The sequence below is a fragment of the Microbacterium sp. 5K110 genome (assembly GCF_005774735.1).
Lineage (GTDB): Bacteria > Actinomycetota > Actinomycetes > Actinomycetales > Microbacteriaceae > Microbacterium.
The window spans coordinates 20225-47065 of sequence record NZ_VBUM01000011.1 but is presented as its reverse complement, the minus strand read 5'-3'; the positions used below and the strand labels follow the sequence as shown (position 1 = coordinate 47065).

The window sequence follows — 26841 nt, the reverse complement described above, 5'->3', positions numbered from 1 at the left end:
GGGAGAGGGGGAGACCGGTGGGTCAGGCGGTGGCCAGGCCCAGGGCCTTGCGCAGGCGCGCGACGTGGCCGGTGGCCTTGACGTTGTACTGCGCCTCGACGATGCGGCCCTCTTCGTCGACGACGAAGGTGGAACGGAGCACGCCGGTGATGGTCTTGCCGTAGTTCTGCTTCTCGCCCCACGCACCGTACGCCTCGTGCACCGCGTGGTCGGGGTCGCTCAGCAGCGGGAAGGTGAGTCCGTCGCTGTCGCGGAAGGAGCGCAGCTTCTCGGGGGTGTCGCGAGAGACGCCGAGCACGGTGTACCCCGCGCCCTGCAGCGACGCGAGGCTGTCGCGGAAGTCGCACGCCTGCGTCGTGCACCCGGGCGTCTGCGCCGCGGGGTAGAAGTACACGATCACGCGGCGACCGCGGAAGTCGCTCAGCGAGACGGGGTGCTCGTCCTGGTCGAGCAGGGTGAAATCGGGAGCGGCCTGGCCGGCTTCGAGAATCGTCACCCCTCCAGCCTAGAACGCTCGATGGACTGGAACGTCGTGAGCAGCCGTTGCAGCGAATCCAGTCGTGCCGCCGCTCCCGGACCCAGGCGACCGGATGCCACGGCCTCGATGATCGCGCAGTCGGGGGCGTCGGGCAGGTGCGTGCAGCCGCGCGGGCACTCCTCGGCCACTTCGGCGAGGTCGGTGAAGGCGGCGAGGACGTTCGCGGGGTTGACGTGCCCCAGGCCGAACGAGCGCACGCCCGGGGTGTCGATGACCCACCCCGACCCGGCCGGGCCGCGGTAGCGCAGCGAGACCGTCGACGACGAGGTGTGGCGCCCTCGCCCCGTCACCTCGTTGACGTGACCCGTCGCGCGCACCGAGCCCGTCAGCGCGTTCACGAGCGTGGACTTGCCGACGCCGGAGTGCCCGACGAACACCGTCGAGTGCCCGACGAGGGCCTCGCCGATGCGCTCGAGCGGCATGGCGTCCTGCCCGCTGGTGAACACGCGGAGGTCGACGCCGTCGAAGTGCGCGAGGAACTCGCTCGGGTCGGCCAGGTCGGTCTTGGTCACCACGAGCAACGGACGGATGCCGGCATCCAGGGCAGCGACGAGGTACCGGTCGACGAGGCGTTCGCGCGGCTCGGGGTCGGCGGCGGCGACGACGACGAGCATCTGGTCGGCGTTGGCCACGATGACGCGCTCGACCTGATCGGTGTCGTCGGCGCTGCGGCGGAGCAGCGACGTGCGCTCCTCGATCCCGATGATGCGGCCGAGCGTCCCCTCGGTGCCCGAGAGATCGCCGACCACGCGGGCGCGGTCGCCGTTGACGATGGCCTGCTTGCGGAGCTCGCGGGCCCGCGTGACGAGCACACGGCGCTCGTCGGGGCCGTCCTCGTCGATCAGCACCGTGTAGCGGCCGCGATCGACGGCCAGGACCCGGGCGATGCGGGCGTCGGCGTGCGCCGGTCGGCGCTTCGTGCGCGGCCGGTTCCCCTTGGGATTCGGGCGGACCCGGACCGACGACTCGTCGAATTCCGGTTCGTCGTCGTCGGCGTCGTCGTCGAGCCAGCTCACGCGTCAGCCCGAGACATCGGTGCCCAGCATCGCGTGCCAGAGGGCGGCGAACTGCGGCAGGGTCTTCGCCGTGGTGCCGATGTCATCGATCACGACGCCCGGGGTGCGCAAGCCGATGAGGGCGCCCGTCGTGGCCATCCGGTGGTCGTGGTGCGCCTTCCACCCGCCGCCGTGGAGAGGAGCGGGGACGATGCGGATGCCGTCCTCGAGCTCGTGCGCCTCGCCCCCGAGGCTGCGCAGGTTGCCCACGAGGGCGGCGATGCGGTCGGTCTCGTGGCCGCGGATGTGCCCGATCCCGTGCAGGGTCGTGGGGCCGTCGGCGAACGCGGCGAGCCCGAAGATCGTGGGCGCCAGCTCGCCCGCGGCGGCCAGGTCGAGCTCGGCGCCGACGATGCGGTCGCCGGCCGTGACGGTGAGGGTGCCGCCGCGCCGGCTGACGTGGGCGCCCATCTCGCCGAGGATCTCGGGGAGGAGCGCACCGGGCTGCGTGCTGTGCGCCGGCCATCCGGTGATCGCGACGGAGCCGCCGGCGACCATCGCCGCCGCGAGGAACGGGGCGGCGTTGGAGAGGTCGGGCTCGATCGCGATGTCCTTCGCGCGCACGGGGCCCGCGGGGACGATCCACTCGCCCGTGGACGGACGCTCGACGTGGACGCCGCGGTGGGCGAGCGCTTCGATGGTCATGTCGATGTGCGGCAGGCTCGGCAGGCGCGAGCCCACGTGCCGGAGGTGCAGGCCGACGTCGAAGCGCGGCGCGGCCAGAAGCAGCCCCGACACGAACTGGCTCGACTGGCTCGCGTCGATCTCGACCTCGCCGCCGCGCACCTGTCCGTGCCCGCGGACGGTGAAGGGCAGGGTCCAGTTGCCCCCGTCGTCGATGTCGACGCCGACCTCGCGCAGGGCCGAGATCATCGCGCCCATCGGGCGGTGCAGGGCGCTCTCGTGGGCCGTGAGATGCACGTCGCCGCGGGAGAGTCCGGCGACGGGCGTCACGAAGCGCATGACGGTGCCGGCCTGACCGCAATCCACGGTCGTGCCGCCGGTGAAGGCGGCGGGAGGCGTCACGCGCAGGTCGGGCCCGAAGGGCGAACCCTCGTCGACCTCTTCGATCCCCACGCCCAGGACACGCAGCGCGTCGATCATGCGGGCGGAGTCGTCGGAGTGCAGGGGCGCGTGCAGGACACCCGGGCCGTCGGCGAGCGCCGCCAACACGAGCTCGCGGTTGGTCAGCGACTTCGAGCCGGGGACGGTCACCGTGGCATCCACCGCCGTGTCGGCGACGGGCGCGGCCCATTCTCCGCGCGGCGCGGCGGTCGGGGAAAGGGGGGAATACCCGTGGTCGCTCATCGGTTCCTACCCTACTGAAAGGGGGACGACACATGACCGCACTTCTCCAGCGTCCGGCGCTGCAGTGGGCGTCGGGAACGCCCGACGTAGACTTGCGCCTGATGGACGACACGGCAGATGCGACGGAGCCTCGCGCGCAGTTCGAAGAGCAGGCGCTGCCCTTCATGGATCAGCTCTATGCGGCGGCGATGCGCATGACGCGCAACCCGGCCGACGCGGCCGACCTCGTGCAGGAGACCTTCGTCAAGGCCTTCGGTTCGTGGTCGACGTTCACCCAGGGCACCAATCTCAAGGCGTGGCTGTACCGCATCTTGACGAACACGTACATCAACACGTACCGCAAGAAGCAGCGCGAGCCCTATCAGAGCGCCATCGACGACCTCGAGGACTGGCAACTCGGCGGCGCCGAGTCCACCACGGCCACGAGCGCCCGCTCGGCCGAGGCCGAAGCGATCGACCACATGCCCGCGTCCGTCGTCAAGGACGCCCTGCAGTCGATCCCCGAGGATTTCCGGATGGCGGTGTACCTCGCCGACGTCGAGGGCTTCGCCTACCAGGAGATCGCCGACATCATGAAGACCCCGATCGGCACGGTCATGAGCCGTCTGCACCGCGGCAGGCGGCTGCTGCGCGACCTGCTGTCGGATTATGCGAAGGAGCGCGGCATCCAGGCCGCGACGGGAGTGAAGAAATGAGCGACTGCGGCTGCGACAAGGCCCGACGCGATCTGGAGGAGTACCTCCGGAACGAGGTCTGCAAGACCGAGCACAACGACATCCGCGAGCACCTCGAGAACTGCCCCGGATGCCAGGACGAAGCGCTCGTGGCCCGGACCCTCACCGAGGTCGTGGCGCGGGCGTGCAAGGAGACCGCGCCGGACGAGTTGCGCGACCAGGTGCTGTCGCGCCTGCGTTCCATCCAAGCGACCCACTGAGACCCTCGGGCGGAGTGTCCCCGGTCGTCTCTAGGCTGGGAGCATGGCTCCGACGCAGACCTCGACCCTTCCGCTGGACACCGCCTCCTCGAACGCATTGGCCGAATCCGGCCTCGAGTACGCCCTTGTCGACCCCGACGGAGACGCCTTCGCACCGTTCCTGAGGTCGGTGTCGCGGGGATTCCTCGGCGAGGAGCCGACCGCCGAAGAGGTCGAGAGCGCGCGGAAGTCGTTGCGCGATCGTCGACTCACGGGAGTGTTCGACCGCGCGGGCGCCGTTCCCGAGGCTCCCGTCGCCACCGTGGATTCGTGGGCGAGCGAGCTCACCGTCTCGCCGGGCCGCACGCTCCCGCTCTGGTCGATCAGCGCGGTCACGGTCGCGCCCACGCACCGCCGCCGCGGGATCGCACGGGCGATGCTCACCGGCGAACTGCGCACGGCCGCCGCCGCGGGATACGCCCTGGCGGGTCTCACCGTGACCGAGGCCACGATCTACGGGCGGTGGGGCTTCTCTCCCGCCGCCTGGGCATCGGACGTCGTCGTGGACACCAGCCGCGCCCGCTGGACGGGTCCGGTCGCACCGGGGCGTCTGGACTTCGTCGCACCCGAGAGCCTGCCCGAGCGGCTGGCCGCGGTGCACGAGCGCATCCGCGTGCGCCGACCGGGCGCGGTCCCCGGGTGGGAGGGCCGTTGGCGCGGTGTCGCCGGGCTGACGCCCGAGTCGAAGGATGCCAAGAAGATCCGCGCCGTGGCGTACCGCGACCTCGACGGCGTCGAGCGGGGCATCCTGGTGTACACGCTCGACGAGCGCGAGGACTACACCGCCCACGACCTGCAGGTGCGCGCGCTGTTCGCCGATGGCGACGAGTCGCTCGCTGCGCTGTGGCGATTCGCCCTCGAACACGACCTCGTCGCCCGCGTGAAGGCCGACCTGCAGCCGCCGGCCCCGCCGGTGCAGTGGATGATCTCCGACCGCCGGGCGGTCACGGCCACCCTCACCGACCACCACTGGCTCAGGGTGCTCGACGTGCCGCGGGCTCTGGCATCCCGTGACTACTCGGGCGCGCTCGACATGGTCTTCGGGATCGACGACCCCCTCGGCTTCGCACACGGCGCGTGGGCCGTGCGCATCGACGCCGGCGGGGCCGCGGTCGTGGAACCCACCGACGCCGAGCCCGACGTGCGGATGCCGGTCGGGGCGCTCGCCTCGCTGCTGCTCGGGGGCGTGCGCGCCACCGAACTGGCCTCGGCCGGACTGGTCGCGGGGGAGCCCGCCCGACTCGGCGAGATCGACGGCGCGTTCGCTCCTGCCGCCACGCCCCTCCTGGACATCTGGTACTGAGTGCTGCCCACAGAGTCGCCGAGTAGCATCCCGCCGATGTCCGACGCTCCGCCCGACCCCGCCGCCCCGGCGCGCGGTCGGCGTACCCGCGAACGCGGGGCCGCATTCGTTCGGGCCGTCCGACGGTACCTCGCGCTGCATCCGGTCTCGTCCGCGTTCGTCGTGGTGGTGCTGTCCACGGCCGCCCTGACGGGCACGCTATGGGGACAGGACGCGTCGGTCTGGGGGGCCGGGCCCCTCGCGACCTTCACCGTCGGTCGCTGGTGGACGGTGATCACCGCGCTCGTGATCCCGGACTCGCCGATCGACGCCGTCGTGTCGGTGGCGCTCGCGCTGACGGCGCTCGCGTACGCCGAACGCTTGCTCGGGTCGCGACGCACGGCCGTGCTCCTCGGGGTCCTCGGCGTGGGCGGGCTGCTGACGGGGATCGGCTTCCACGCCGCCGCGTGGGCGGTGACCGACCTGCGCCCCGTGGTGGCCGCCGAAGTGCCGGTCCTCGATCCCACCACCCCGATCGCCGGGGTGGTCATGGCCGCGTCCGCCTTCGCGCCCACGCTGTGGCGTCGCCGCCTCCGGCTCGTGGGGTTCGCGACCCTCGCGCTGTTCGCCCTCTACGCCGGCGACGCCGACTCGTGGTACCGCGTGACCGCTGCGGTGATCGGTCTGGGCGTGGGCGAGATCCTCGCGCGTGGGCGGGAGCGGCGCGCGTGGCACCGCAGCTCCACGCGCGAGACGCGCACCCTGCTCGCGCTCCTCGTTGCGGTCGTGGGGAGCGGCCCTCTCGTCGCCCTCGTGAGCGGCGGCGGTCGTGGGCCCCTGTCCCTCGTGGTCGACGCCTACACCCAGTACGACGACGAGCTCCTCGCGCGCTGCGGCCGGGTCTCGTCCGCGGTGTGCGACGAGCAGCTGGCGCTGCTGATGACGCGCGGGCTCGGTCCTGCCCTGTTGGCCGTGACGCCGCTCGTCCTGATGCTGGTGGCCGCGTGGGGGCTGCGGCTCGGCCGCCGTGCGGCGCTCGTCCTGGCGGTGCTCGCGCTCACGGCATCCGCGGTCATCCCCGTCGTGTCGCTCGTGGACGGCCGCTTGCGCATCGACCCGAGGGTGGACGGCAGCGGCGCCGAGTACGTCCTGTGGGCGCTGGCGACGGTGGCCATCCCGTTGACGCTCGCCGTCGTGCTGCTCGTCGCCCGCGGACGCTTCCCGGTGCGGGCCACCCGGCGCGCCGCCCGCACGGTCGCCGGGGTGATCGGCGTCGCGTTCCTCGCCTGCGCGACGGCGTTCTTCATCATCGAGTCGCTGGGGCGCCGCGCCTTCGACCGGGACCCGTCGATCCCCGACCTCGTCCTGCTCACCCTGCGGCGCTTCCTTCCGCCGGCGTACACGAACCCGGCGGGCTCCGGCACGTTCCCCCACCACGGTCCGGCGCTCTTCGCGTATCAGTGGGTGGGCGTGCTGTTCTGGGCCATCGCGATCGGCGCGATCCTCTGGCTCTATCGGCGGGGACAGCGTCCTGATCCCGGCGACACCCTCCGGTACCGCGAACTGCTGCGGCGGGGGGGCGACACCCTGGGTTTCCTCGGCACCTGGTCCGGCAACCGGCACTGGTATTCCGAGGACCGCGAGTGCGCGGTGGCCTATCGCCTCGTGGGCGACGTCGCGCTCGCCGTCGCCGATCCGGTCGCGCCGGCGGCTCGCCGGCCGGAAGTGCTGCGCACGTTCTCGGAATTCTGCGTCGAGCACGGGTGGATCCCGGCCTTCTACAGCGTTCACGCGGACACCGCCGCCGACCTCGAGGGCCTCGGTTGGCGCCATGTGCCGGTCGGCGTCGAGACCGTCATGGATCTGCCCGGTCTGACGTTCGCGGGCAAGGCGTGGCAGAAGGTGCGTCAGCCGCTCACCCGCGCCGAGCGCGAGGGCTACACCGCGGTCTGGACGCGCTGGCACGAGCTCACCGTCTCGCAGGCCTCCCAGATCATCGCGATCGACGAGGAATGGGTCGCCGATCGGGCGCTCCCCGAGATGGGCTTCACGTTGGGCTCCCTCGACGAGCTGCGCGACCGCGACGTGCGGCTGCTCCTGGCGGTCGGGCCCGACGGTCGCATCGAGGCCGTCACGAGCTGGATGCCGTCCTGGACCGATGGCGCGGTGACCGGATGGACGCTCGACTTCATGCGCCGACGCGCCGACGGCCCCAACGGGATGATGGAGTTCCTCATCGCCAAGGCCGCCCTGCAGCTGCAGGAGGAGGGCGCGGCGGTCCTGAGTCTGTCGGGGGCTCCGCTGGCCGAGGCGCCGGATGCGCCCATGGACGGCGACCCCGCGCCGTTGCGCGCGCTGCTGCGCTGGCTGGCCGAGGTTCTCGAACCCGCGTACGGGTTCGCTTCGCTGTTCCGTTTCAAGGGCAAGTTCCGCCCGCGCTACCGCGAGCTCACGCTGGCGTACCGCGATCCGCTGCACCTGCCCGCCATCGGCGCCGCCGTCGGTCGCGCCTATCTGCCGGATGCGTCCCGTCGTGAGATCGTCGCTCTGGCCCGGACCGCGTGGGGAGGCCGTCGGTGATCCGATTCGTGCTGTCATTCGAACTCATCGATTCGCCGCTGCTCATCGTGTGCGCCGTGATCGCCGCCCTCGGCGCGGTGGCGGTCATCGTGTGGCCTCCGCGCCGTCTCGTGCGCACCCTCATGATCGGCCTCGGGGCCGGAGTCGTCATGTACGTCGTGGCTCGGGTCCTCGAGCACTTCGGCGTCTTCCAGGGGCCGTTGCCGTCCGGCGCGAGCCTCTGGGCAGCCGGAGGCGTCGCCGCCGCGGCGGTGGGCGTCGTGGGGATCTGCCGCCGACCCTGGGGGCGGCGGATCGTCGGTTCCGTCACGGTCCTCGCCTCGCTGTTGGCCTCGGCACTGGGGGTCAACGCCTCCTACGGCGTGACGCACAATCTCGCCGCCATCCTCGGTGTGCAGGCCCTCGACCCGGCCTCCCTCCCACAGCAGAATGCCGCCGCGGGAGACCCCGCGGCCCTCTACCAGACCTGGGAACCCCCGGCCGATATGCCCGCGAAGGGAACGGTGAGCGCCCTGACCGGCAGCACCAAGATCCCCACGGGACAGTACGCCGCACGCGACGCGTCGCTGTATCTTCCCCCTGCCGCTCAGGTCGCGAACCCCCCGGCGTTGCCCCTCTTGGTGTTCATGATGGGACAGCCCGGCTCGCCGGACCCCACCGCGCTGGCGAAGGCCCTCGACGCCTTCGCGTCGACGAACAAGGGTCTCGCTCCGATCGCGATCGTGGTGGACCAGCTCACCGCGCCCGACCGCGACCCGGCCTGCGTCGACTCCGCGAAGTTCGGCGCCGTCGCCACGTACATCAACCAGCTCGTGCCGCAGTGGGCCGAACAGAACCTCAACATCGTCAAGGACCACCGGTACTGGACGATCGGCGGCTTCTCGAACGGCGGCTCCTGCGCGGTCATGTACGGCGCGAAGTACCCCGATGTCTGGGGGCAGATGCTCGACGTCATGGGAAACGAGTTCCCCGGTTCCGAGCACGTCGACCAGACGGTGGCGGACGTCTACAACGGCGACGCCGCTGCGTTCCAGGCGAACAAGCCGTCGGTGATCATGAGTTCCGCACCGGCGGGCACCTACGCCGGTCACACCGCGATCTTCACGTGGGGCAGTCTCGACACCACGTACGGTCCCGGTCAGCTCGCGAACTCCCAGGTGGCCCAGGCGGCGGGTTTCACCGTGCTGACCCACATCGTCGAGGGAGCGGGACACACCGGCGAGGCGCTCGACGGGAGCCTCGCGTTCGCGATCCCGGCGCTGGCCTCGACGCTCGGCCTCGCCGCCCCGGCATCCTGAACTCGACGACGACGAGGGGGCCCGGTCGATGACCGGGCCCCCTCGTCATCGGTGCGCTCAGCTCGTGAGCGCCGCCTTCATGATCTCGGCGTGCTCGTTGGCGTGCACCTTCGGCGAACCCGTCGCCGTCGATGCCGCCGAGGCGCGGGAGATGACCCGGATGCCACGGCCGCGCAGCTGGTCGGCGACCTCGAGAGCGACGAACGGCCACGCGCCCTGGTTCTCGGGCTCGTCCTGCACCCAGACCAGCTCGGCGTTCGGGTACTGCGCGAGCACGGTGTTCAGGTCGTCGATCGGTGCCGGGTAGTACTGCTCGAGACGCACGAGAGCGATCTCGGGGTTCGGGTTCTTGTCGAGCTCGGCGCGGAGATCCCAGTGGATCTTGCCGGCGTGCAGCAGCACGCGCGTCACCGCGCCACGGTCGATGCCGCGGTCGTCGTCGAGCACCGGCTCGAACCGGCCCTCGAGGAAGTCCTCGACGGGGCTGGTCGCACCGCGCAACCGCAGCATCGCCTTCGGGGTGAAGACGACCAGGGGCCGGCGCGGACGCTGGTAGGCCTGGCGGCGCAGCAGGTGGAAGTACGACGCGGGGGTCGAGGGGCGCGCCACGATCATGTTGTCCTGCGCGCACATCTGCAGGTAGCGCTCGATGCGCGCCGACGAGTGGTCGGGGCCCTGTCCCTCGTAGCCGTGGGGGAGCAGCAGGACGACGCTCGACTGCTGCGCCCACTTCTGGTCGGCCGACGAGATGAACTCGTCGATGACGGACTGCGCGCCGTTGGCGAAGTCGCCGAACTGCGCCTCCCAGAGCACGAGGGCGTCCGCGCGCTCGACCGAGTAGCCGTACTCGAACGCCATGGCGGCGTATTCGCTCAGCAGCGAGTCATAGACCCAGAAACGGCCCTGGTTCTCGCTGAGGTTGGCCAGCGGCAGCCACTCCTGGCCGTTGGAGCGGTCGTGCAGCACCGCGTGACGCTGAACGAACGTGCCGCGACGCGAGTCCTGACCGGCCAGGCGCACCGGAGTGCCCTCCATCAGCACCGAACCGAAGGCGAGCAGCTCGCCGAAGGCCCAGTCGATCCCGCCGTTGCGGCTCATGTCCAGGCGCTTCTCGAGCAGCTGCTGCAGCTTGTTGTGCACCGTGAAGCCGTCGGGCTTGTTCACGAACGCGTCGCCGATGTGGTTCACGACCTCGCGGGAGACACCCGTGGTCTCGGGGGCCCCGACGACGATCTCGTCGGACGCATCGGTCGGGACGACGGGGGTGGACCCGGTCTCGGCGGCGTGCGTGTCGGCGAAAGCGACTTCGAGGCGACTCTGGAAGTCGCGCTTGGCCTGCTCGTACTCGTCCTCGGTGATGTCACCGCGGCCGACGAGCGACTCGGTGTACAGGCGGCGCACGGAGCGCTTGGCCTCGATGAGGTTGGTCATCAGCGGCTGCGTCATCGAGGGGTCGTCGCCCTCGTTGTGCCCGCGGCGGCGGTAGCAGACGAGGTCGATCACGATGTCGCGGTGGAATTCCTCGCGGTAGAGGAATGCGAGATCCGCGGCGCGCACGACGGCCTCGGGGTCGTCGCCGTTGACGTGCAGGATCGGAGCCTGGATGGTCTTGGCGACGTCGGTGGCGTACACCGAGGTGCGGGCGTCGGTGGGCGTGGTCGTGAAGCCGACCTGATTGTTCACCACGACGTGGATCGTTCCGCCGGTGCGGTAGCCGCGCAGCTGCGACATCTGCAGCGTCTCGACGACGACGCCCTGGCCGGCGAAGGCCGCGTCGCCGTGCACGAGGATCGGCAGCCACGAGAACGTCCCGATGGGCTTGCGGTCCTGCTTGGCGCGGACGATGCCTTCGAGCACGCCGTCGACGGTCTCGAGGTGCGAGGGGTTGGCGGCGAGGTAGACCGGCAGTTCGTCGCCCGAGTCGCCGACGAACGTGCCTTCGGTGCCGAGGTGGTACTTCACGTCGCCCGAGCCGCGCTTGCTGCCCACGGCCACGGCGCCCTCGAACTCGCGGAACACCTGACCGTAGGTCTTTCCGGCGATGTTGGTCAGCACGTTGAGGCGACCGCGGTGGGCCATCCCGATCGCGGCACCGTCCATACCCGCCGAGGCGGCGCCCTGCAGGATCTGGTCGAGCAGCGGGATCAGCGACTCGCCGCCCTCGAGGCTGAAGCGCTTCTGGCCGACGTACTTCGTCTGCAGGAACGTCTCGAAAGCCTCGGCCTGGTTCAGCTTGGAGAGGATGCGCAGCTGCTCGTCGTGGCCGGGCTTGGTGTACTTGACCTCGATGTTGCTCTGGAACCACTGGCGCTGCGCGGGGTCCTGGATGTGCATGTACTCCACGCCCATGGTGCGGCAGTAGGAGTCGCGCAGGACGCCGAGGATGTCGCGGAGCTTGGCGACGCGCTTGGCGCCGAGACCGCCGGTGACGAACTCGCGGTCGAGGTCCCAGAACGTCAGACCGTGCGACTCGATCTCGAGGTCGGGGTGCGTGCGCTGGACGTACTCGAGCGGGTCGATGTCGGCCATGAGGTGGCCGCGGACGCGGTAGGAGTTGATGAGCTCCTGCACGCGGGCGCTCTTGTCGATGCGCTCGGACAGGTCGACGCTGATGTCGGCCGCCCAGTGGATCGGCGCGTACGGGATGCGCAGCGCCGCGAAGATGGCGTCGTAGAAGCCGCGCTGGCCGATGAGCAGCTCGTGCACCTTCTTGAGGAACTCGCCCGAGCCCGCACCCTGGATGACGCGGTGGTCGTACGTGCTGGTGAGCGTGATCGTCTTGCCGATCGCCAGTTCGTTGAGCGTCTTCTCGCTCGCGCCCTGGAACTCCGCGGGGTACTCGAGCGCGCCGGCGCCGATGATGGCGCCCTGGCCGCGCATGAGGCGGGGGACCGAGTGGACGGTGCCGATGCCGCCGGGGTTGGTGAGCGAGATCGTCGTGCCCTGGAAGTCGGCGGGCGTGAGCTTGTTCGATCGCGCGCGGCGGACGAGATCTTCGTACGACGCGAGGAACTCGCTGAACGACAGCGTGTCGGCGCGCTTGATGCTGGGGACCAGCAGCGCGCGCGTGCCGTCGGGCTTGGGCATGTCGATCGCGATGCCGAGGTTGACGTGCGCGGGGGCGACGACCGACGGCTTGCCGTCGATCTCGGCGTAGAAGACGTTCTGGCTCGGGAACTCCTTGAGCGCCTGGATGAGCGCCCACCCGATGAGGTGCGTGAAGCTGACCTTGCCGCCGCGGGTGCGCGACATGTGGTTGTTGATGACGATGCGGTTGTCGATCATCAGCTTGGCCGGGATCGTCCGCACGCTCGTCGCGGTGGGCACCGTGAGCGAGTCGTCCATGTTGCTCGCGAGCGCCTTCGGCATGCCCTTGAGAACAGTGACGCGGTCTTCTTCGGTGCTCTCGGAACCGGCCGAGGGCATCGGGCTGGGGGCCTGCGCCGGGATCGGCTGCGGCGCCGCGGGCTTCGCGGTCGTGCGTGCCACCGGCGCCTGACCGACCACCGGAATCGGCGCGGTCACCGGCTTCGGCTCCGACGGCGGGGCCGCGGCCTCGGCGGATCCGTCGACGACCGGGTGGTACGCCTCCAGGATCGGCCACCAGGCCTTGTCTACGGAGTGCTTGTCGACCGTGAACTGTTCGTAGAGCTCGTCTACGAGCCACTCGTTCGCGCCGAACTCGCCCTCGCTCGAAGTACCGACGCCCGTCACCTGGCTCGACACAGTCGATCGCCTGCTTTCCTCGATGAAGATTCCTGTGGATGCACGCAGTCGTCCTCGTTGCGCACTCGCTCCAGCCTAGCCGAGGTTCCTGGCCGCGCTCCGGGCTCTTGTGGGACTTCGGATGTGGTGAGGTGGATGCCATGGAGTTCTCCGGTGCACAGCCCGATGTCGATCTGACCTACTCGGATGTCTTCCTCGTCCCGCGTCATTCCGACGTCGGCAGCCGGCTCGGGGTCGATCTGGCTCCCGGCGACGGCAGCGGTGCGACGCTTCCGCTCGTCTCGGCCAACATGAACTCGGTCACCGGCCCGCGGCTGGCGGCGACGCTCGCCCGGCGGGGCGGACTCGGCGTGCTGCCGCAGGACATGTCCCTGCCCCGGTTGGTCGAGGCGGTGCAGTGGGTCAAGGCGCAACCGGCCGCGTGGGACGCGGCCCTGGTGTTCCCGCCGTCCGCGACCGTCGCCGACGCGCGGCTCGTCCTGCCGGCCGTGGCCGGACGGGGGATCGTCGTCGCCGAGCAGCGCGCGGACGGCACCGTCGGGCTCGACGGCTTCCGCGGGATCGTGCCCGCCCCGCGCCTGGCGACCGCGCTCCCGGATGCCACCCTGGGCGACATCGCCCGCACCGACGCCCCGCTGGTGGAGGTCTCCCGCATCGGGGATCCGCACGAGGTGTTCGAGCTCGTCGGGTCGGCGGACATCGTGGCGGTCGTCGACGGGGACCGCATCGTCGGGACGCTGTCGGCGCGGAGCGCGCTGCGCGACTCGGTGTACCGCCCCGGTGTGGACGCCGACGGTCGCCTGATCGTCGCCGCGGCCGTCGGGATCAACGGCGACGTCGCGGGCAAGGCGCGGGCGCTCGCCGCCGCCGGCGTCGACGTCCTCGTGGTCGACACCGCCCACGGTCATCAGGAGCAGATGCTGCGCGCGCTCCGCGAGGTCGCGGCGCTGGAGCTCGGCATCCCGATCGCGGCGGGCAACGTCGTCACCGCCGACGGCGTGCGCGATCTGACGCGAGCGGGCGCCTCGATCCTCAAGGTCGGCGTCGGCCCCGGAGCGATGTGCACCACGCGCATGATGACCGCGGTCGGCCGTCCGCAGTTCTCGGCGGTGCTCGAGACGGCCGAGGCCGCCCGGGCCGCCGGAGCGCACGTGTGGGCCGACGGCGGCGTGCGCTACCCGCGCGACGTGGCCCTGGCTCTGGCCGCGGGGGCGGCGTCGGTCATGATCGGCTCGTGGTTCGCGGGCACGATCGAGTCGCCCGGGCGTCTGCGCACGGACGACGACGGCCGGATCTACAAAGAGTCGTGGGGGATGGCCTCCACGAAAGCGGTGCAGGGGAGATTCCAGGGGCTGGACGCGTTCGAGCGCGCACGCAAGGAGCTCTTCGCCGAGGGGATCTCGTCGTCGCGGATCTACCTCGACCCCCAGCGTCCGGGCGTCGAAGACCTGCTCGACATGATCACGTCGGGCGTGCGGTCCTCGTTCACGTACGCCGGGGCCGCCACAGTGCCGCAGTTCCACGAGCGGGCTCGCGTCGGGCTGCAGTCGGCCGCGGGCTACGAGGAGGGCAAGGCGCTTCCGGTCAGCTGGTGACCGCGCCGGCCGCCGTCACGTCGGCCTCGAGCGTGATCCACGCGCCGAGCTGAACCGACAGGTCGAGGTCGTCGCCCTCGGCTCTCGCCGGTCGGCGGGGGTCGGCCGCGAAACGCCCGCCGCGACGCCCCTCCCAGAGGGTCTCGGCATTGCGACTCACCAGTCGCCGGGCGCGGGCGGCATCCTCTTCGTCCAGGCGCGTCGCCGCGACGGCGAGATAGCGAGCCAGGATGCCGGCGAACAGCCCTCCGTCGCCTCCCCCGGCCGCGGGGAACAGGCCGTCGTCCGCGGCGCACCAGCGCTCGACGGCCCGCACCACAGCGGCGGCCCGCGGTCGGTCGCCGAGGGCGACGGCGGCACCGATCGCCACGCCCTGGTTGTAGGTCCACAGCTCGGACCGCACCACGCCGTGCTCGATGCCGTCCCGCACCAGTCCGGTGCCCGGCTCGTCGAGGGTCGTGGCCATCCACTCGTTCAGCTGCAGCGCGCTCCGACGGTGGCGGCTGGGGGCGAGGACCATCGCCGCCGGCCCGTTGGCGGGGGCGTTGTAGAGCACGCTGCCGGTGCGCCAGGGGAGGGCGCCCACGGCCGGATCGATCGCGCGCTCGAGGACTCGTGCGATGCGGGCGCGCGCGTGGCCGTGCGGGCGCGCCTCGGCCAGGGCGAGCGCCATCCACGCGATGTCGTCGTAGTAGGGGGTGATCCAGGTGCCCGCGGTGCGGACCGTGATTCCGCGCAGCAGGTCACCGATGAGACGACGACGCGCGGCGGTGGGCCGGTGCCGCTCGGCTTCGCACAGCGCGTGCACGAGGTGGGCGTGCCACCAGTAGTGCCACGTCCTCGCGCCGTCTCCGGTGGTCGAGGCGTGCGCCCACGCGACCGGTCCGTAGCGGCGGAGGTACGCGGCGAGCACGGCGTCTTCCGCGGCGGCGGCCTTTCGCTGGAGGGAGGAGGTGGCGGCATCCATCCCCCCATCCTGGGGGTCCGACCGGGATGCCGCCCGCCCGGTGCCGCGGACGCCGGGAGGCCATAGAATCGGGGCACGATGGACGACCCTCCCAGTTGTAGACCCGAGCCCCGACGACCCTCTCCCGCCGTGAGCGGGGGTGACGCGTGATGGACTACGTCATGCTGGGCGTGGGGCTGCTTCTCACGGTCGGGACGGGACTCTTCGTCGCCAGCGAGTTCGCCCTGGTCAATCTCGACCGCGCCGACTTGGAATCGCGGCGCGCCGCGGGCGAATCCCGGCTGTCGCTGACGATCGATGCCCTGCGCATCACCTCGACCCACCTCTCGAGCGCGCAGCTGGGCATCACCCTGACGACGCTGCTGACCGGCTACACCATGGAACCGGCGATCTCCAACTTGCTCCGCCCCGTCTTCGTCGCGTGGTCGCTGCCCGAAGCAGTGCTCGTGCCGCTCGCGGCCGTCGTCGGCGTCGGCTTCGCGACGGTGCTGTCGATGATCCTCGGCGAGCTCGTCCCCAAGAACTTCGCCCTGGCGATCCCGCGACAGACGGCGAAGCTCGTGATGCCGTTCCAGGTCGCCTTCACCGCGGTGTTCCGCCCCGCGGTCGCCGTCCTCAACGGCAGCGCCAACGGCGTCCTGCGGGCGATGGGCATCGAGCCGAAGGAAGAGCTCTCCGGCGCGCGCACCGCCGAAGAGCTGTCGAGCCTGGTGAAGCGGTCCGCGAGCGCCGGCATGCTCGAGCAGGACACCGCCTCGCTCCTCGACCGCAGCCTCACGTTCGCGCGGCTGAGCGCCGCCGATGTCATGACCCCGCGGCCGAGCGTGCACGCGCTCGCCGCCGGTGAGCCCACCGACGCCGTCATCCAGCTCGCCCGGCGCACGGGCCACAGCCGTTTCCCCGTCTACGACGAGTCGATGGACGACATCATCGGGGTCGTGCACCTCAAGGCCGCCGTGGGCGTGCCGCGCGACCGCCGCGCCGACGTCCCCGTCGCCGCCCTCGCGACCGAGCCGCTGCGCGTTCCCGAGACGGTGCACCTGGACACCCTCGTGGCCGAGCTGCGGTCCCGCGGGTACCAGATGGCGATCGTCGTGGACGAGTACGGCGGGACGGCCGGGGTCGTGACTCTGGAGGACCTCGTCGAAGAGATCGTCGGCGAGGTCCTCGACGAGCACGACCGATCGCGGGCGGGCATCGTGCGCTCCGCGGCATCCGTCACCTTCCCCGGCGACCTGCGTCCGGACGAACTCCTCGACCGCGCCGGCGTGCGCGTGCCCGAGGGAGAGGTCTACGACACCGTCGGCGGCTTCCTCATGGCCGAGCTCGAGCGCATCCCCGCGGTGGGGGACACGGTCGCCATCGATGACGGCATCCTGACCGTCCACCGCATGGACGGCCGACGCGTCGACCGTGTGCAGTTCACCCCGACCCCCACCGAAGAAGGAGTCGACGACCTCGTGCGTGCGGCTCAAGGAGGTGACCAGCGATGAGCGACTGGGCCGGAATCGCGTGGCTCGTGGTGCTGCTGATCGCGAACGCCTTCTTCGTCGGATCCGAGTTCGCCGTCATCTCGGCGCGCCGCTCGCAGGTCGAACCGCTCGCCGAACGCGGCTCCCGGGCGGCCAAGACCGCGCTGTACGCCATGGAGCACGCGACGCTGATGCTCGCGACCTGCCAGCTCGGCATCACGATCTGCTCGCTGCTGATCCTGAACGTCTCGGAGCCGGCGATCCACCACCTCCTCGCGGAGCCGCTCGGTCTGACGGGGCTGTCCGAGACCGCCGTCGACATCGCCGGTTTCGTCGTGGCGCTGCTGCTGGTGTCGTACCTGCACGTCGTCTTCGGCGAGATGGTGCCGAAGAACCTCGCGTTCTCGCTGCCGGACCGGGCGGTGCTGATGCTCGCGCCGCCGCTGGTGGCGGTCTCGAAGGCGTTCTACCCGATCATCGTCGCGCTGAACTGGATCGCCAATCACGTGGTGCGGCTGTTCCGGGTCGAACCCAAGGACGAAGCGACCTCGACCTACACGCTCGACGAGGTGGCCACGATCGTGAACCAGTCGCGCCGTGAGGGCGTGTTGGACGACGCCGCGGGCACCGTGACCGCGGTGGTGGAGTTCACCGAGAAGAAGGCGGCCGACATCGCGGTGCCGATGGCGCAGCTGGTGACGCTGCCCGAGCACACGACTCCCGCCGAGATCGAGCGGGCGGTGGCCCGGCACGGCTACTCCCGCTATGTGATCGTCGACGAGCACGGACACCCGACCGGGTACGTCCACCTCAAGGACGTCCTCCGCGTCGCCGAGGGACCCGACGACGAAGCCGACATGGCGCGGCCCATCCCGGCCAAGCGCATTCACCACATGGTGTCGGTGCTCGAGTCCACCGATCTCGAGGACGCCCTCGCCCTCATGCGGCGATCGGGCCGTCACCTCGCGCAGGTGCGCGACGACGCCGGCGACGTGCGGGCGGTGCTGTTCCTCGAGGACGTCATCGAAGAGCTGGTCGGCGAGGTGCAGGATGCCACGGCCCGCCGCCGCTTCGCGTGAGGTGCGCGGCGGCCGGGCTGTGGCATCCGGGTCCGTGCCGTCTCGCGCATGACCTCAACGATGCGCACGACCTCCGTTGATCTCGGGGCGTCCCGGCTGAGGTCGTGCGCATCGCTGAGGATGCGACCTCAGTAGGCCCGGAGGTACTGGGGCGGGGCGGGCACGGCGACGCCGAGTTCGGCCGCGGCGCGGAGGGCGTAGTGCGGGTCGCGCAGCCACTCGCGTGCGGCGAGCACCGCGTCGGCGCGCCCGTCGGCGACGACGGCCTCGGCGAGCGCGGCGTCGTCGATCATGCCGACGGCGGCGACGAGGAGCCCGGTCTCGCGCCGGACGGTCTCGGCGAGCGGGACCTGGTAGCCGGGGCCGGTCTCGATGTGCTGGTGCGGCACGAGCCCGCCGCTGGAGATGTCGACGAGGTCGGCGCCGAGGGACGCCACACGCTCGGCCGCGCGGACCGTGTCGTCGATGTCCCACCCGCCGTCGGCGGCATCCGTCCCCGAGAACCGTACGAACACCGCGGCCGCCGGGGCGGCCTCGCGCACCGCCGCGGTGACACGTTCGAGCAGGCGTACGCGGCCGTCGAACGAGCCGCCGTACTCGTCGTCGCGGTGGTTGCTCAGCGGCGAGAGGAACTGGTGCAGCAGGTACCCGTGGGCCGCGTGGATCTCGAGCACCTCGAAGCCGGCCGCGATCGCGCGGCGCGCGGCATCGGCGAAGTCCTGCACGACCCGGTCGATCCCGGCGAGGTCGAGCGCGCGCGGCTCGGCGAAGCCGGGGTACGCGAGGGCGGAGGGGGCGACCGTCGTCCAGCCGCCGTCCTCGAGTGCGACCGAGCCGCGACCGCCGCCGAACGGCGGGGTGGTGGAGGCCTTGCGTCCCGCGTGTCCCAGCTGCACGCCCGCGACGGCGCCGCGCGCACGGATCGCGGCGACGATCGGGGCCCACGCCTCGACCTGCGCCTCGTTCCACAGCCCGACGTCGGCGGGGGAGATGCGGCCCTCCGGCGACACGGCGGTCGCCTCGGCGATGACGAGGCCCGCCCCTCCCGCGGCGAACTGCGCGAGGTGCACGTGGTGCCAGTCGTTCGGGATGCCGTCGACGGCGCTGTACTGGCACATCGGCGAGACCCACAGGCGATTGCGCATCTCGATACCGCGGACGGTCAAGGGAGTGAAGAGGGTGCTCACATCGGACCTTCGGGCTCTAGGGTGACGCCATGACGGCGAGGGACTGGACGGGGCTCGAGGCAGCCCGCACACTTCGGAAGCCAACCGGCGACGACGACAAGTATTCCCGCGGGGTCGTGGGCATGCGGACGGGATCCGCGCGGTATCCCGGTGCCGCGGTTCTGGGAGTCGAGGCCGCGTGGCGCACGGGAACCGGGATGGTGCGGTACCTCGGTCCGGCGCGCGCCCAGGACTTCGTGCTGCAGCGACGCCCCGAGACCGTGACCGCCGACGGTCGCGTGCAGGCGTGGGTCATCGGGTCGGGAACGGATGCCGCCGAGCGCGACGCTTCCGAGACGGCGGCGCTGCGCGGCATCCTCGCGGGCTCGGAACCCGTCGTCGCGGACGCGGGCGCGCTCGACCTGGTGGCGTCGGCCTCCGCGCCGGTGATCGTCACACCGCACGCCCGAGAGCTGGCGCGGTTGCGGGAGGCCCTCGGGCTCGAGGCCCGGACGGCGGCGGACGACGACGCCCGTCAGGCCCTCGCTCGCGAGACGGCGGACCGCCTCGGCGGGGTCGTGTTGTCCAAGGGTGCGGTGACGGTCGTCGCGGCGCCCGGCGGGTGGGTACAGCGTGTGCGCACCGGGACGCCCTGGCTCGCGACGGCCGGAACGGGCGACGTTCTGGCGGGCGTGCTCGGCGCCGTCGTGGCCGCCGCGGTCGCGGACGGTCGCACCGCGCCGGACGACCTCGCCGCGTGTGCGGCGACGGCGGCGTGGCTGCACGGAACGGCCGGTACCGCCGCCGCCGCGCGGCACGGGGGAGGCGGCGGCCCGATCACGGCGTTCGACGTGGCGGAGGCGCTGCCGCCGGTCGTCGCCGCGCTCCTCGGCACCGAGTGACGGACTCGATCGCATAACGGTTGCCCGGCGGAGGACGCCGCGGGCCGCGTCGTCGCGCGGTGGGCGGCATCCGTCCGTCGGGGGCGCCGGAGCCCGCCCGCTTAGGATGATCCGGTGGTGAGGCGTGTCGTCGTTCTGTTGCTGGCGTTCGTCGCCGTTCACGTCACGGTGGGGATCCTGGGCTATCAGCAGCCCAACGAACCCATGGGTGACGTGTATCTGGTGTACGAACCGTGGTCGCGCTGCGCGCTCTTCGGGGGGATCGACGTCACCTCCTGCACGCGCTCGGACATGTGGGAATGGCCCGGCATCACCGAGAAGTGGATCTACCCGCAGCTCGCGTTCCTGCCGATGACGTTCGCGTGGCTGTTCGCCTGGGCCGTGGGATACACGCCGGCGTGGGCGATCACGGTGTCGCTGTTCAACCTCGTCGCCTTCGTGATCCTCGTCGGCCGCGGCCGCTCGCGCGGTCGGGTGCTCGCCGCCTGGTTCTGGCTCGCCGCCATCCTGCTGGTCGGCCCGGTGGGGCTGTACCGGATCGACGGCATCACCGTCCCCCTGGCGATCCTCGGCAGCATCTGGCTCGTCCGGCGGCCGTTCCTGGCCTCCGTCCTGCTGTCGATCGCGGTGTGGATGAAGGTGTGGCCCGCGGCGATCCTGGCCGCAGGCTTCGTGGCGGTGCGTCGCCGCCTCGCCCTGATCTGGGGTGCCGTCGCGGTCTCGCTGGCGACGATCATCCCGGTCGTGGCTCTGGGCGGTGCGCCCTACGTGTTCGGGTTCGTGGGCGACCAGACCTCCCGCGGCATCCAGATGGAGGCCCCCGTCGGCGGGCTGTACATGTTCCTGGCGTCGTTCTACGTCCCCGGCTCCGAGGTCTACTACGACGGCGGGGTGCTCACCTTCCAGGTTTCGGGCCCGGGTTCCGACATCGTGATCGCGGTCATGACCCCGCTCATGCTGCTCGTGATGGCCGCCGTGGCGGTCATCGGGGCGCAGAAGATGTGGCGCGGTGCGACGTTCCTCAGCGTGTTCCCGCCGCTCTCGCTCGCGCTGGTGGCGGCGTTCATCGCCCTGAACAAGGTCGGTTCGCCGCAGTACTACGTCTGGCTGTTCGCACCGGTCGTGCTGGGCCTCATGCTCGACCGTCGCCGGTGGTACGGCTTCGCCGCGATGACGCTGGCGATCTGCGGTCTCACGCAGTGGGTGTACCCGCTCGTGTACGACGGGCTCATGGCCACGCACCCGGCGCCGTTCCCGGTGATCCTGCTGGAGCTGCGCAACCTCCTCGCGCTCGTGCTCATGGTGTGGGCGATCGTCCGGGTCGTGCGGGTGGCCACCGGTCGCGTCCCGCACCCGGCCTCCCTGCGCGACTGGGTGCTCGGGCGCCGCCCCGTTCCCGCCCGCGTCGCGGCGAAGTAGCCTCGAGTCATGCTCATCGCGTTCTCGGTCGCCCCGTCCGGTGTCGGTACCGCTGCGGCGGAGAATGCCGACGGGTCCGTGCACGACGCCGTGGCCGCCGCGGTCGCCGTGGTCCGCGCCTCGGGCCTGCCCCACCGGACGACCTCGATGTTCACCGAGGTCGAGGGCGAGTGGGACGAGGTGTTCGACGTCGTCAAGCGGGCGACGGATGCCGTGATGCCCTACGGCTCGCGCGTCTCGCTCGTGCTCAAGGCCGACATCCGCCCGGGGCGCACGGGCGAGATCGACGGCAAGATCGAGCGGCTCGAGCGCGCGATCGACGACGCGTCCTGACTCCGGCGGCCCGCGCGGGCACGCACCGCGCCGAAACGATTCGACACCGCGCGCCGCCGCGGACTACCATCGGCGAGTGACCTCTCAGACGACCTCGAGGGGTGCGGCGACGCGGGCGCTCCTCTCTCTCGCCATCGGCAGCTTCGGTATCGGCATGACCGAGTTCGTGGTGATGGGGCTGCTCCCCAACATCGCGCGCGATCTCGCCCCCTCCGCATGGGCGGCCTCTCCCGACGACGCGATCGCCCAGGCGGGCTGGCTCGTGTCGCTGTACGCGCTCGGCGTGGTCGTCGGAGCGCCGACGATCGCGGGGTCGGTGGCGCGATTCCCCCGGCATCGCGTGATGATCGCGCTCGCCGCGGCGCTGACCTTCTTCACCGTGCTGACCGTGATCGCGCCCACGTTCGAACTCGTCGCGGCCTCCCGCTTCCTCGCCGGCCTCCCGCACGGCGCGTACTTCGGCATCGGTGCGCTCGTGGCCGCCGACGCCCTCGGGCCCGGTAATCGCGCGAAGGGCGTCGCCTTCGTCCTCACCGGGCTCACGATCGCGAACGTGGTCGGCGTTCCCCTGGGGACCCTCCTCGGACAGCAGGTCGGCTGGCGTGCGGCGTTCGCGGTGGTCGCGGCGATCTTCCTGCTCGCGACGATCTGCATCGCGTTCTTCGTGCCGGCCCACCCGGGGATGCCGGGGCGGCGATTGCGCGACGAGTTGCGCGTGTTCCGTCTCGGGCAGGTGTGGTTCGCGCTCGGCATCGGCGCGGTCGGGTTCGGCGGCTTCTTCGCGATGTACAGCTACATCGCGCCCATGGTCACCGACGTGGCGGGTCAGCCGGAGTGGGCGGTCTCGGTCGTCCTCGTGCTCGTGGGCGTCGGGATGACGATCGGCAACATCGTCGGGGGCGCCCTGGCCGACAAGGATCTCCGGTTCTGGCTGTTCGCCGGACTCATCGCGCTGGGCCTGGCCTCGGTGGGACTCGCCCTCACGGCGGGGTGGATCGTGAGCCTCGTCCTCTTCGCGTTCCTCGTCGCGTTCTTCGGTTCGGCGCTCAGCCCCTCGATCCAGACACGGCTCATGGACGTGGCCGAGGACAACCAGTCCATCGCGGCGGCGTTGAACCACTCCGCGCTGAACATCGGCAACAGCCTCGGCGCGTTCCTCGGCGGGCTCGTCATCGCCGCGGGACTCGGCCTCGTCGCCCCCGCCTGGGTGGGGGGCGCGCTGGCGCTGGGCGGATTGATCGTGGCCGTGATCTCGTTCCGCGTCGAAGACCGCAGTGGGCGTCACCCCGCGCACCGGATGCCGGCCGCCGAGGCCGCGCAGACCGCGATCACCGGCTCCATCCCGACGCAGGGCTGACTCGCGGTGCCGCTGCCGGCGGCATCCGGGCTCAGGCCGCGAAGAGCCGCCGCAGGTGGTGGTCGACGGCGGCGGTCTCGATGAGGAAGCCGTCGTGGCCGAAGTCGCTCGAGAGCACGACCGCCTGATCCCCATCGAGGGTGTTCGGGATGCCGCGGGCGATGCGGTGCTGCCCGTCCACCGGGAAGAGGCGGTCGGTGTCGACGCCGAGCACGAGGGTCGTCGCGGTGACGCGCCGCAGGGCGTCCTCGACCCCCTCGCGGTCGCGGCCGACGTCGTGCGAGTTCATCGCCTCGACCAGGGTGAGGTAGCTGTTGGCGTCGAACCGTCGCGTGAACTTGTTGCCGTGGAAGTCGAGGTAGGACTCCACCGCGAAGCGTCCGCCGTGGCCCAGGGGGCTGACGCCCGACTGCCACGACCGCTGGAAGCGCTGGTTGAGCTCGGTGGGGCTGCGGTAGTTCAGCAGTGCCATGCGCCGGGCCAGGGCGAGTCCCCGGTGGGGCCCGTCGCCGTCGCCCGCGTCGTAGAACTCGCCGCTCGCGAATCGGGGGTCCATCCGGATCGTGTCGACCTGCACCGTGTTCAGGGCGATCTGGTCGGCGGTCGTGACCGGCGGGGCCGAGAGGATGGCGGCGCGCTCGACCCGGTCGGGGAGCCCCACCGCCCACTCCAGCGCGTGCATGCCCCCCATCGAACCGCCGATCACCGCCGACCAGCGATCGATGCCGAGCGCGTCGGCCAGGAGAGCCTGCGCCCCCACCTGGTCGCGGATCGTGAGGTACGGGAAGCGCGAGGCCCACTCGTACCCGTCGGGGGCGATGCTGGCCGGTCCCGTCGAGCCCTGGCATCCACCCAGCACGTTCGGAGCCACGACGAACCAGCGGTCGGTGTCGATGGCGGCGCCCGGGCCCACGAGATCGCCCCACCAGCCCGCGGTGGGGTGACCGGGACCGGCGGCCCCGCGCACGTGGCTGTCGCCGGTCAGCGCGTGGGGGATCAGGACGGCGTTGTCGCGGGCGGGGGAGAGTTCGCCCCAGGTCTCGTACGCGAGGCGGAAGCCCGGCAGGCTCTCACCGTTCTCGGTGCGGAACTCCCCGAACGCCGCGAAACGCCGATCGCCCGCGGGGTCGCCGTCGCGCCACGCGCCGGTGGCCGGCGGGCGCCCGAGCAGGGACCGCGCGTCGGCCTCCGTGATCGGCGCCGAGGGCACCGTGTCTTCGGAGATCTGCCAGTCCATGGCATCCATTCTCCCGGCTCGCGGGGGGTGCATGCCGACTGTTACGCGCTTGTCCAGCCCCCGTCCGGGCCCGCGTCCGCGCGGGGCGGAGGAGATCCGCGGAGCGGAGGATGCCTCGCCCGGGCGGGGTCCTCCCTCCGCCGAATCTCCTCCCGGTGTGCGGCCGGGACCGAGGCCGGGGAGCGCGCGGGCCACGGGGCGGCCCGGGGACCATCGTGCGGCGTCGGAGGGCGCGTGACGCGCGGGCGGGGCCCCACGCGACGACGCCCCGACCCGGTGGACCGGATCGGGGCGTCGAGGGGACGCGTCAGGCGCGCGCGGCCTCCGACAGGCGCCGCGCGGCGGCGAGGGCCTGGTCGAGGTCGGCCTTCAGGTCGTCGATGTTCTCGAGACCGACCGACAGGCGCACGAGACCCGGGGTGACCCCCGAGGTCAGCTGCTGCTCGGGGGTGAGCTGCGAGTGCGTCGTGGAGGCCGGGTGGATGACGAGCGAGCGCACGTCGCCGATGTTGGCGAGGTGGCTGAACAGCTCCAGCGAGTTGACGAACTCGCGGCCCGCCTCGACACCGCCCTTGAGCTCGAACGACAGCACCGCGCCGACGCCCTTGGGTGCGTAGTTGTTGGCGGCGGCGTACCAGGGCGACGTGGGCAGACCCGAGTAGTTCACGCTCGCGACGTCGTCGTGGCTCTCGAGCCACTCGGCGATCTCCTGCGCGTTCTGCACGTGGCGCTCGATGCGCAGCGACAAGGTTTCGAGGCCCTGGATGAGCAGCCACGCGCTGTGCGGAGCGATCGAGGCGCCGAGGTCGCGCAGCAGCTGCACGCGGGCCTTGATGATGTACGCGAGGCCGTCGCCGACCGCGGTGGTGTAGCTCGCACCGTGGTACGAGGGGTCGGGCTCGGTGAGACCGGGGAACTTCTCGACGTTCTGCGACCAGGCGAAGGTTCCGCCGTCGACGATGACGCCGCCGATCGTGGTGCCGTGACCGCCGATGAACTTCGTCGCGGAGTGCACGACGATGTCGGCGCCGTGCTCGAACGGACGAATGAGGTACGGCGTCGCGATCGTGTTGTCGACGATGAGCGGGACGCCGCTCTCGTGGGCGACGTCGGCGACCGTGCGGATGTCGAGCACGTTGATCTTCGGGTTGCCGATCGTCTCGGCGAAGAAGAGCTTCGTGTTCGGGCGGACCGCCGCGCGCCACTCCTCGGGGTCGTCCTGGTTCTCGACGAAGGTCGTCTCGATGCCGAGCTTGGCGAGGGTGTACTTGAAGAGGTTGTACGTGCCGCCGTAGATCGAGCTCGACGAGACGATGTGGTCGCCGGCTTGCGCGATGTTGAGCACGGCGAACGTCTCGGCCGCCTGGCCGCTCGCGACCAGGAGGGCGCCGGTGCCCCCCTCCAGCGCGGCGATGCGCTGCTCGACGACGTCCTGGGTGGGGTTCTGGATGCGGGTGTAGATGTTGCCGAACTCCGCCAGCGCGAAGAGGTTCGCGGCGTGGTCGGCGTTGTCGAACACGTACGACGTCGTCTGGTAGATCGGAGTGGCGCGGGCCTTGGTCACAGGGTCGGGCTGGGCACCCGTGTGGATCTGCTTGGTCTCGAAACGCCAGTTCTCGGGTGCGGACACGGCTTCTCCTTCGGAAATCTCGGGGGCCGACGACGGATGCCACGGCCTGCTGAGAGCGTAGAGAGAGCCGCCGACACCGACAACAGGGGCGGACACGCGCCGTAACGTTCGCGGCGACTCCGTGTCGCCGGCCGCGGGTAGCGTGGATGCCATGACGCGACGCGCAGTGGTGACCGGGGCCAGTTCGGGGATCGGCGAGGCGACCGCGCGGGAGCTGCGCGCCCGCGGGTGGGACGTCGTGGGGGTGGCACGTCGTGCCGAGCGCCTGACCGCGCTCGAGGCCGAGACGGGGATCGTCGCCCACGTGGCTGACCTCACCGACGGTGACGCGGTCGCCACGCTCGCCGCGTGGCTCGACGAGACCGGCGGTGTCGACGCCCTCGTGCACGTCGCCGGCGGGGCGCGCGGCGCGGACCGCGTCGAAGACGGCGACCCCGAGGATTGGCGGTGGATGTTCGAGACAAACGTGTTGTCGTCGCAGCGGCTCGTGGCATCCCTGCTCCCGCTCCTGCGGCGCGCGGCCGAGCGGGATGGACACGCCGACCTGCTGTTCGTCACCTCCACGGCCGCGCAGACCGCCTACCCCGGCGGAGCGGGCTACAACGCCGCGAAGGCGGGGGAGTCGATGCTCGTCGGCGCGCTCCGGCAGGAGCTGAACGGCGAACCGTTACGGGTCATCGAGATCGCGCCGGGCATGGTGCGCACCGAGGAGTTCACCGTCAACCGCCTGGGCGGCGACCAGGCGGGGGCCGACAAGCTGTACGAAGGCGTCGAAGCCCCGCTCGTGGCCGTGGACGTCGCCGACGTCATCGCTTACGCGCTCGAGGCGCCCGGACACGTCAACCTCGACCTCGTGACGATGCGCCCGGTCGCGCAGTCCGCGCAGCACCTGCTGGCGCGCGGTCCGCTGCGGGTGCGCTGACC

21 protein-coding genes are annotated in these 26841 nt (G+C 71.5%); 13 read left to right on the top strand and 8 right to left on the bottom strand.

Annotated features, from left to right (window positions below; all coding sequences use genetic code 11):
• Nucleotides 1-22: 22 nt before the first annotated feature.
• Genes bcp through aroA form a run of 3 tightly spaced genes read right to left on the bottom strand, consistent with a single transcriptional unit; the run spans nt 23 to nt 2901 of the window.
• On the bottom strand, nt 23-496 hold the full coding sequence (gene bcp / locus FE256_RS04870; protein ID WP_138173339.1) for a thioredoxin-dependent thiol peroxidase: 474 nt from the start codon (nt 494-496) through the stop codon (nt 23-25).
• Nucleotides 493-1554 carry a ribosome small subunit-dependent GTPase A gene (gene rsgA / locus FE256_RS04865; protein ID WP_138173337.1) on the bottom strand — a complete coding sequence of 354 codons (1062 nt, stop codon included), beginning with the start codon at nt 1552-1554 and terminating at the stop codon, nt 493-495. Before rsgA ends, bcp begins: the two co-directional genes overlap by 4 nt.
• 3 nt (nt 1555-1557) lie before the next feature.
• A complete protein-coding gene (gene aroA / locus FE256_RS04860; RefSeq protein ID WP_138173335.1) occupies nt 1558-2901 on the bottom strand; it encodes a 3-phosphoshikimate 1-carboxyvinyltransferase in 1344 nt (447 codons plus the stop codon).
• Nucleotides 2902-2933: 32 nt separating this feature from the next.
• Between aroA and FE256_RS04855 the strand changes: the two genes are divergently transcribed.
• The 5 genes from FE256_RS04855 to FE256_RS04835 are packed head-to-tail and all read left to right on the top strand — an operon-like array spanning nt 2934 to nt 9034.
• Nucleotides 2934-3596, top strand: a complete 663-nt coding sequence (locus FE256_RS04855) for a sigma-70 family RNA polymerase sigma factor (RefSeq protein ID WP_138173333.1) — start codon at nt 2934-2936, stop codon at nt 3594-3596.
• A complete protein-coding gene (locus FE256_RS04850; protein WP_138173331.1) occupies nt 3593-3835 on the top strand; it encodes a zf-HC2 domain-containing protein in 243 nt (80 codons plus the stop codon). The genes FE256_RS04855 and FE256_RS04850 overlap by 4 nt, the downstream gene beginning before the upstream one ends.
• A 43-nt stretch (nt 3836-3878) precedes the next feature.
• Nucleotides 3879-5177: a GNAT family N-acetyltransferase gene (locus FE256_RS04845; RefSeq protein ID WP_138173328.1), complete on the top strand. Its 1299-nt coding sequence runs from the start codon at nt 3879-3881 to the stop codon at nt 5175-5177.
• Between the two features lie 36 nt (nt 5178-5213).
• Entirely contained in the window at nt 5214-7736 is a 2523-nt protein-coding gene (locus tag FE256_RS04840; protein ID WP_138173326.1) for a bifunctional lysylphosphatidylglycerol flippase/synthetase MprF, read from the top strand.
• Complete coding sequence (locus tag FE256_RS04835) at nt 7733-9034, top strand: alpha/beta hydrolase (RefSeq protein WP_138173324.1); 1302 nt, start codon at nt 7733-7735, stop codon at nt 9032-9034. The genes FE256_RS04840 and FE256_RS04835 overlap by 4 nt, the downstream gene beginning before the upstream one ends.
• A 57-nt stretch (nt 9035-9091) precedes the next feature.
• Here the strand turns inward: FE256_RS04835 and FE256_RS04830 are convergent, their stop codons facing one another.
• Nucleotides 9092-12760, bottom strand: a complete 3669-nt coding sequence (locus FE256_RS04830; protein ID WP_138173322.1) for a multifunctional oxoglutarate decarboxylase/oxoglutarate dehydrogenase thiamine pyrophosphate-binding subunit/dihydrolipoyllysine-residue succinyltransferase subunit — start codon at nt 12758-12760, stop codon at nt 9092-9094.
• Between the two features lie 140 nt (nt 12761-12900).
• Between FE256_RS04830 and guaB1 the strand changes: the two genes are divergently transcribed.
• Complete coding sequence (gene guaB1 / locus FE256_RS04825; RefSeq protein WP_138173320.1) at nt 12901-14355, top strand: GMP reductase; 1455 nt, start codon at nt 12901-12903, stop codon at nt 14353-14355.
• Here the strand turns inward: guaB1 and FE256_RS04820 are convergent.
• Nucleotides 14345-15322 (bottom strand): glycoside hydrolase family 76 protein, encoded by a 978-nt coding sequence (locus FE256_RS04820; RefSeq protein WP_138173318.1) that lies wholly within the window; start codon nt 15320-15322, stop codon nt 14345-14347. The genes guaB1 and FE256_RS04820 overlap by 11 nt on opposite strands.
• A gap of 149 nt (nt 15323-15471) precedes the next feature.
• On the opposite strand from FE256_RS04820, the gene FE256_RS04815 reads away from it, so the two are divergent.
• Together FE256_RS04815 and FE256_RS04810 are read left to right on the top strand one after the other, a co-directional pair.
• Complete coding sequence (locus tag FE256_RS04815; RefSeq protein ID WP_138173316.1) at nt 15472-16815, top strand: hemolysin family protein; 1344 nt, start codon at nt 15472-15474, stop codon at nt 16813-16815.
• Nucleotides 16812-17873, top strand: coding sequence for a hemolysin family protein (locus tag FE256_RS04810; RefSeq protein ID WP_138173315.1), 1062 nt, complete (start codon nt 16812-16814; stop codon nt 17871-17873). Before FE256_RS04815 ends, FE256_RS04810 begins: the two co-directional genes overlap by 4 nt.
• A 128-nt stretch (nt 17874-18001) precedes the next feature.
• Here the strand turns inward: FE256_RS04810 and FE256_RS04805 are convergent, their stop codons facing one another.
• Nucleotides 18002-19060, bottom strand: a complete 1059-nt coding sequence (locus FE256_RS04805; protein ID WP_138173313.1) for an NADH:flavin oxidoreductase/NADH oxidase — start codon at nt 19058-19060, stop codon at nt 18002-18004.
• Nucleotides 19061-19089: 29 nt separating this feature from the next.
• Here FE256_RS04805 and FE256_RS04800 point away from each other — a divergent pair, with 29 nt between their 5' ends.
• The 4 genes from FE256_RS04800 to FE256_RS04785 all read left to right on the top strand — a co-directional run bounded on the left by FE256_RS04800 (nt 19090) and on the right by FE256_RS04785 (nt 23050).
• Complete coding sequence (locus FE256_RS04800) at nt 19090-19941, top strand: ADP-dependent NAD(P)H-hydrate dehydratase (protein ID WP_138173311.1); 852 nt, start codon at nt 19090-19092, stop codon at nt 19939-19941.
• 114 nt (nt 19942-20055) lie between these two features.
• Nucleotides 20056-21360, top strand: coding sequence for a glycosyltransferase family protein (locus FE256_RS04795; RefSeq protein WP_171024202.1), 1305 nt, complete (start codon nt 20056-20058; stop codon nt 21358-21360).
• A 9-nt stretch (nt 21361-21369) separates the two neighbouring features.
• On the top strand, nt 21370-21693 hold the full coding sequence (locus tag FE256_RS04790) for a thiamine-binding protein (RefSeq protein WP_138173309.1): 324 nt from the start codon (nt 21370-21372) through the stop codon (nt 21691-21693).
• Between the two features lie 154 nt (nt 21694-21847).
• On the top strand, nt 21848-23050 hold the full coding sequence (locus FE256_RS04785; protein ID WP_394529714.1) for an MFS transporter: 1203 nt from the start codon (nt 21848-21850) through the stop codon (nt 23048-23050).
• Between the two features lie 31 nt (nt 23051-23081).
• Here the strand turns inward: FE256_RS04785 and metX are convergent, their stop codons facing one another.
• Both metX and FE256_RS04775 read right to left on the bottom strand, forming a co-directional pair.
• Nucleotides 23082-24287 (bottom strand): homoserine O-acetyltransferase MetX, encoded by a 1206-nt coding sequence (metX, locus tag FE256_RS04780; protein ID WP_138173305.1) that lies wholly within the window; start codon nt 24285-24287, stop codon nt 23082-23084.
• Between the two features lie 307 nt (nt 24288-24594).
• A complete protein-coding gene (locus FE256_RS04775) occupies nt 24595-25917 on the bottom strand; it encodes a bifunctional o-acetylhomoserine/o-acetylserine sulfhydrylase (protein ID WP_138173303.1) in 1323 nt (440 codons plus the stop codon).
• Nucleotides 25918-26068: 151 nt separating this feature from the next.
• Here FE256_RS04775 and FE256_RS04770 point away from each other — a divergent pair, with 151 nt between their 5' ends.
• Nucleotides 26069-26839, top strand: coding sequence for an SDR family oxidoreductase (locus FE256_RS04770; RefSeq protein WP_171024201.1), 771 nt, complete (start codon nt 26069-26071; stop codon nt 26837-26839).
• Nucleotides 26840-26841 lie beyond the last annotated feature (2 nt).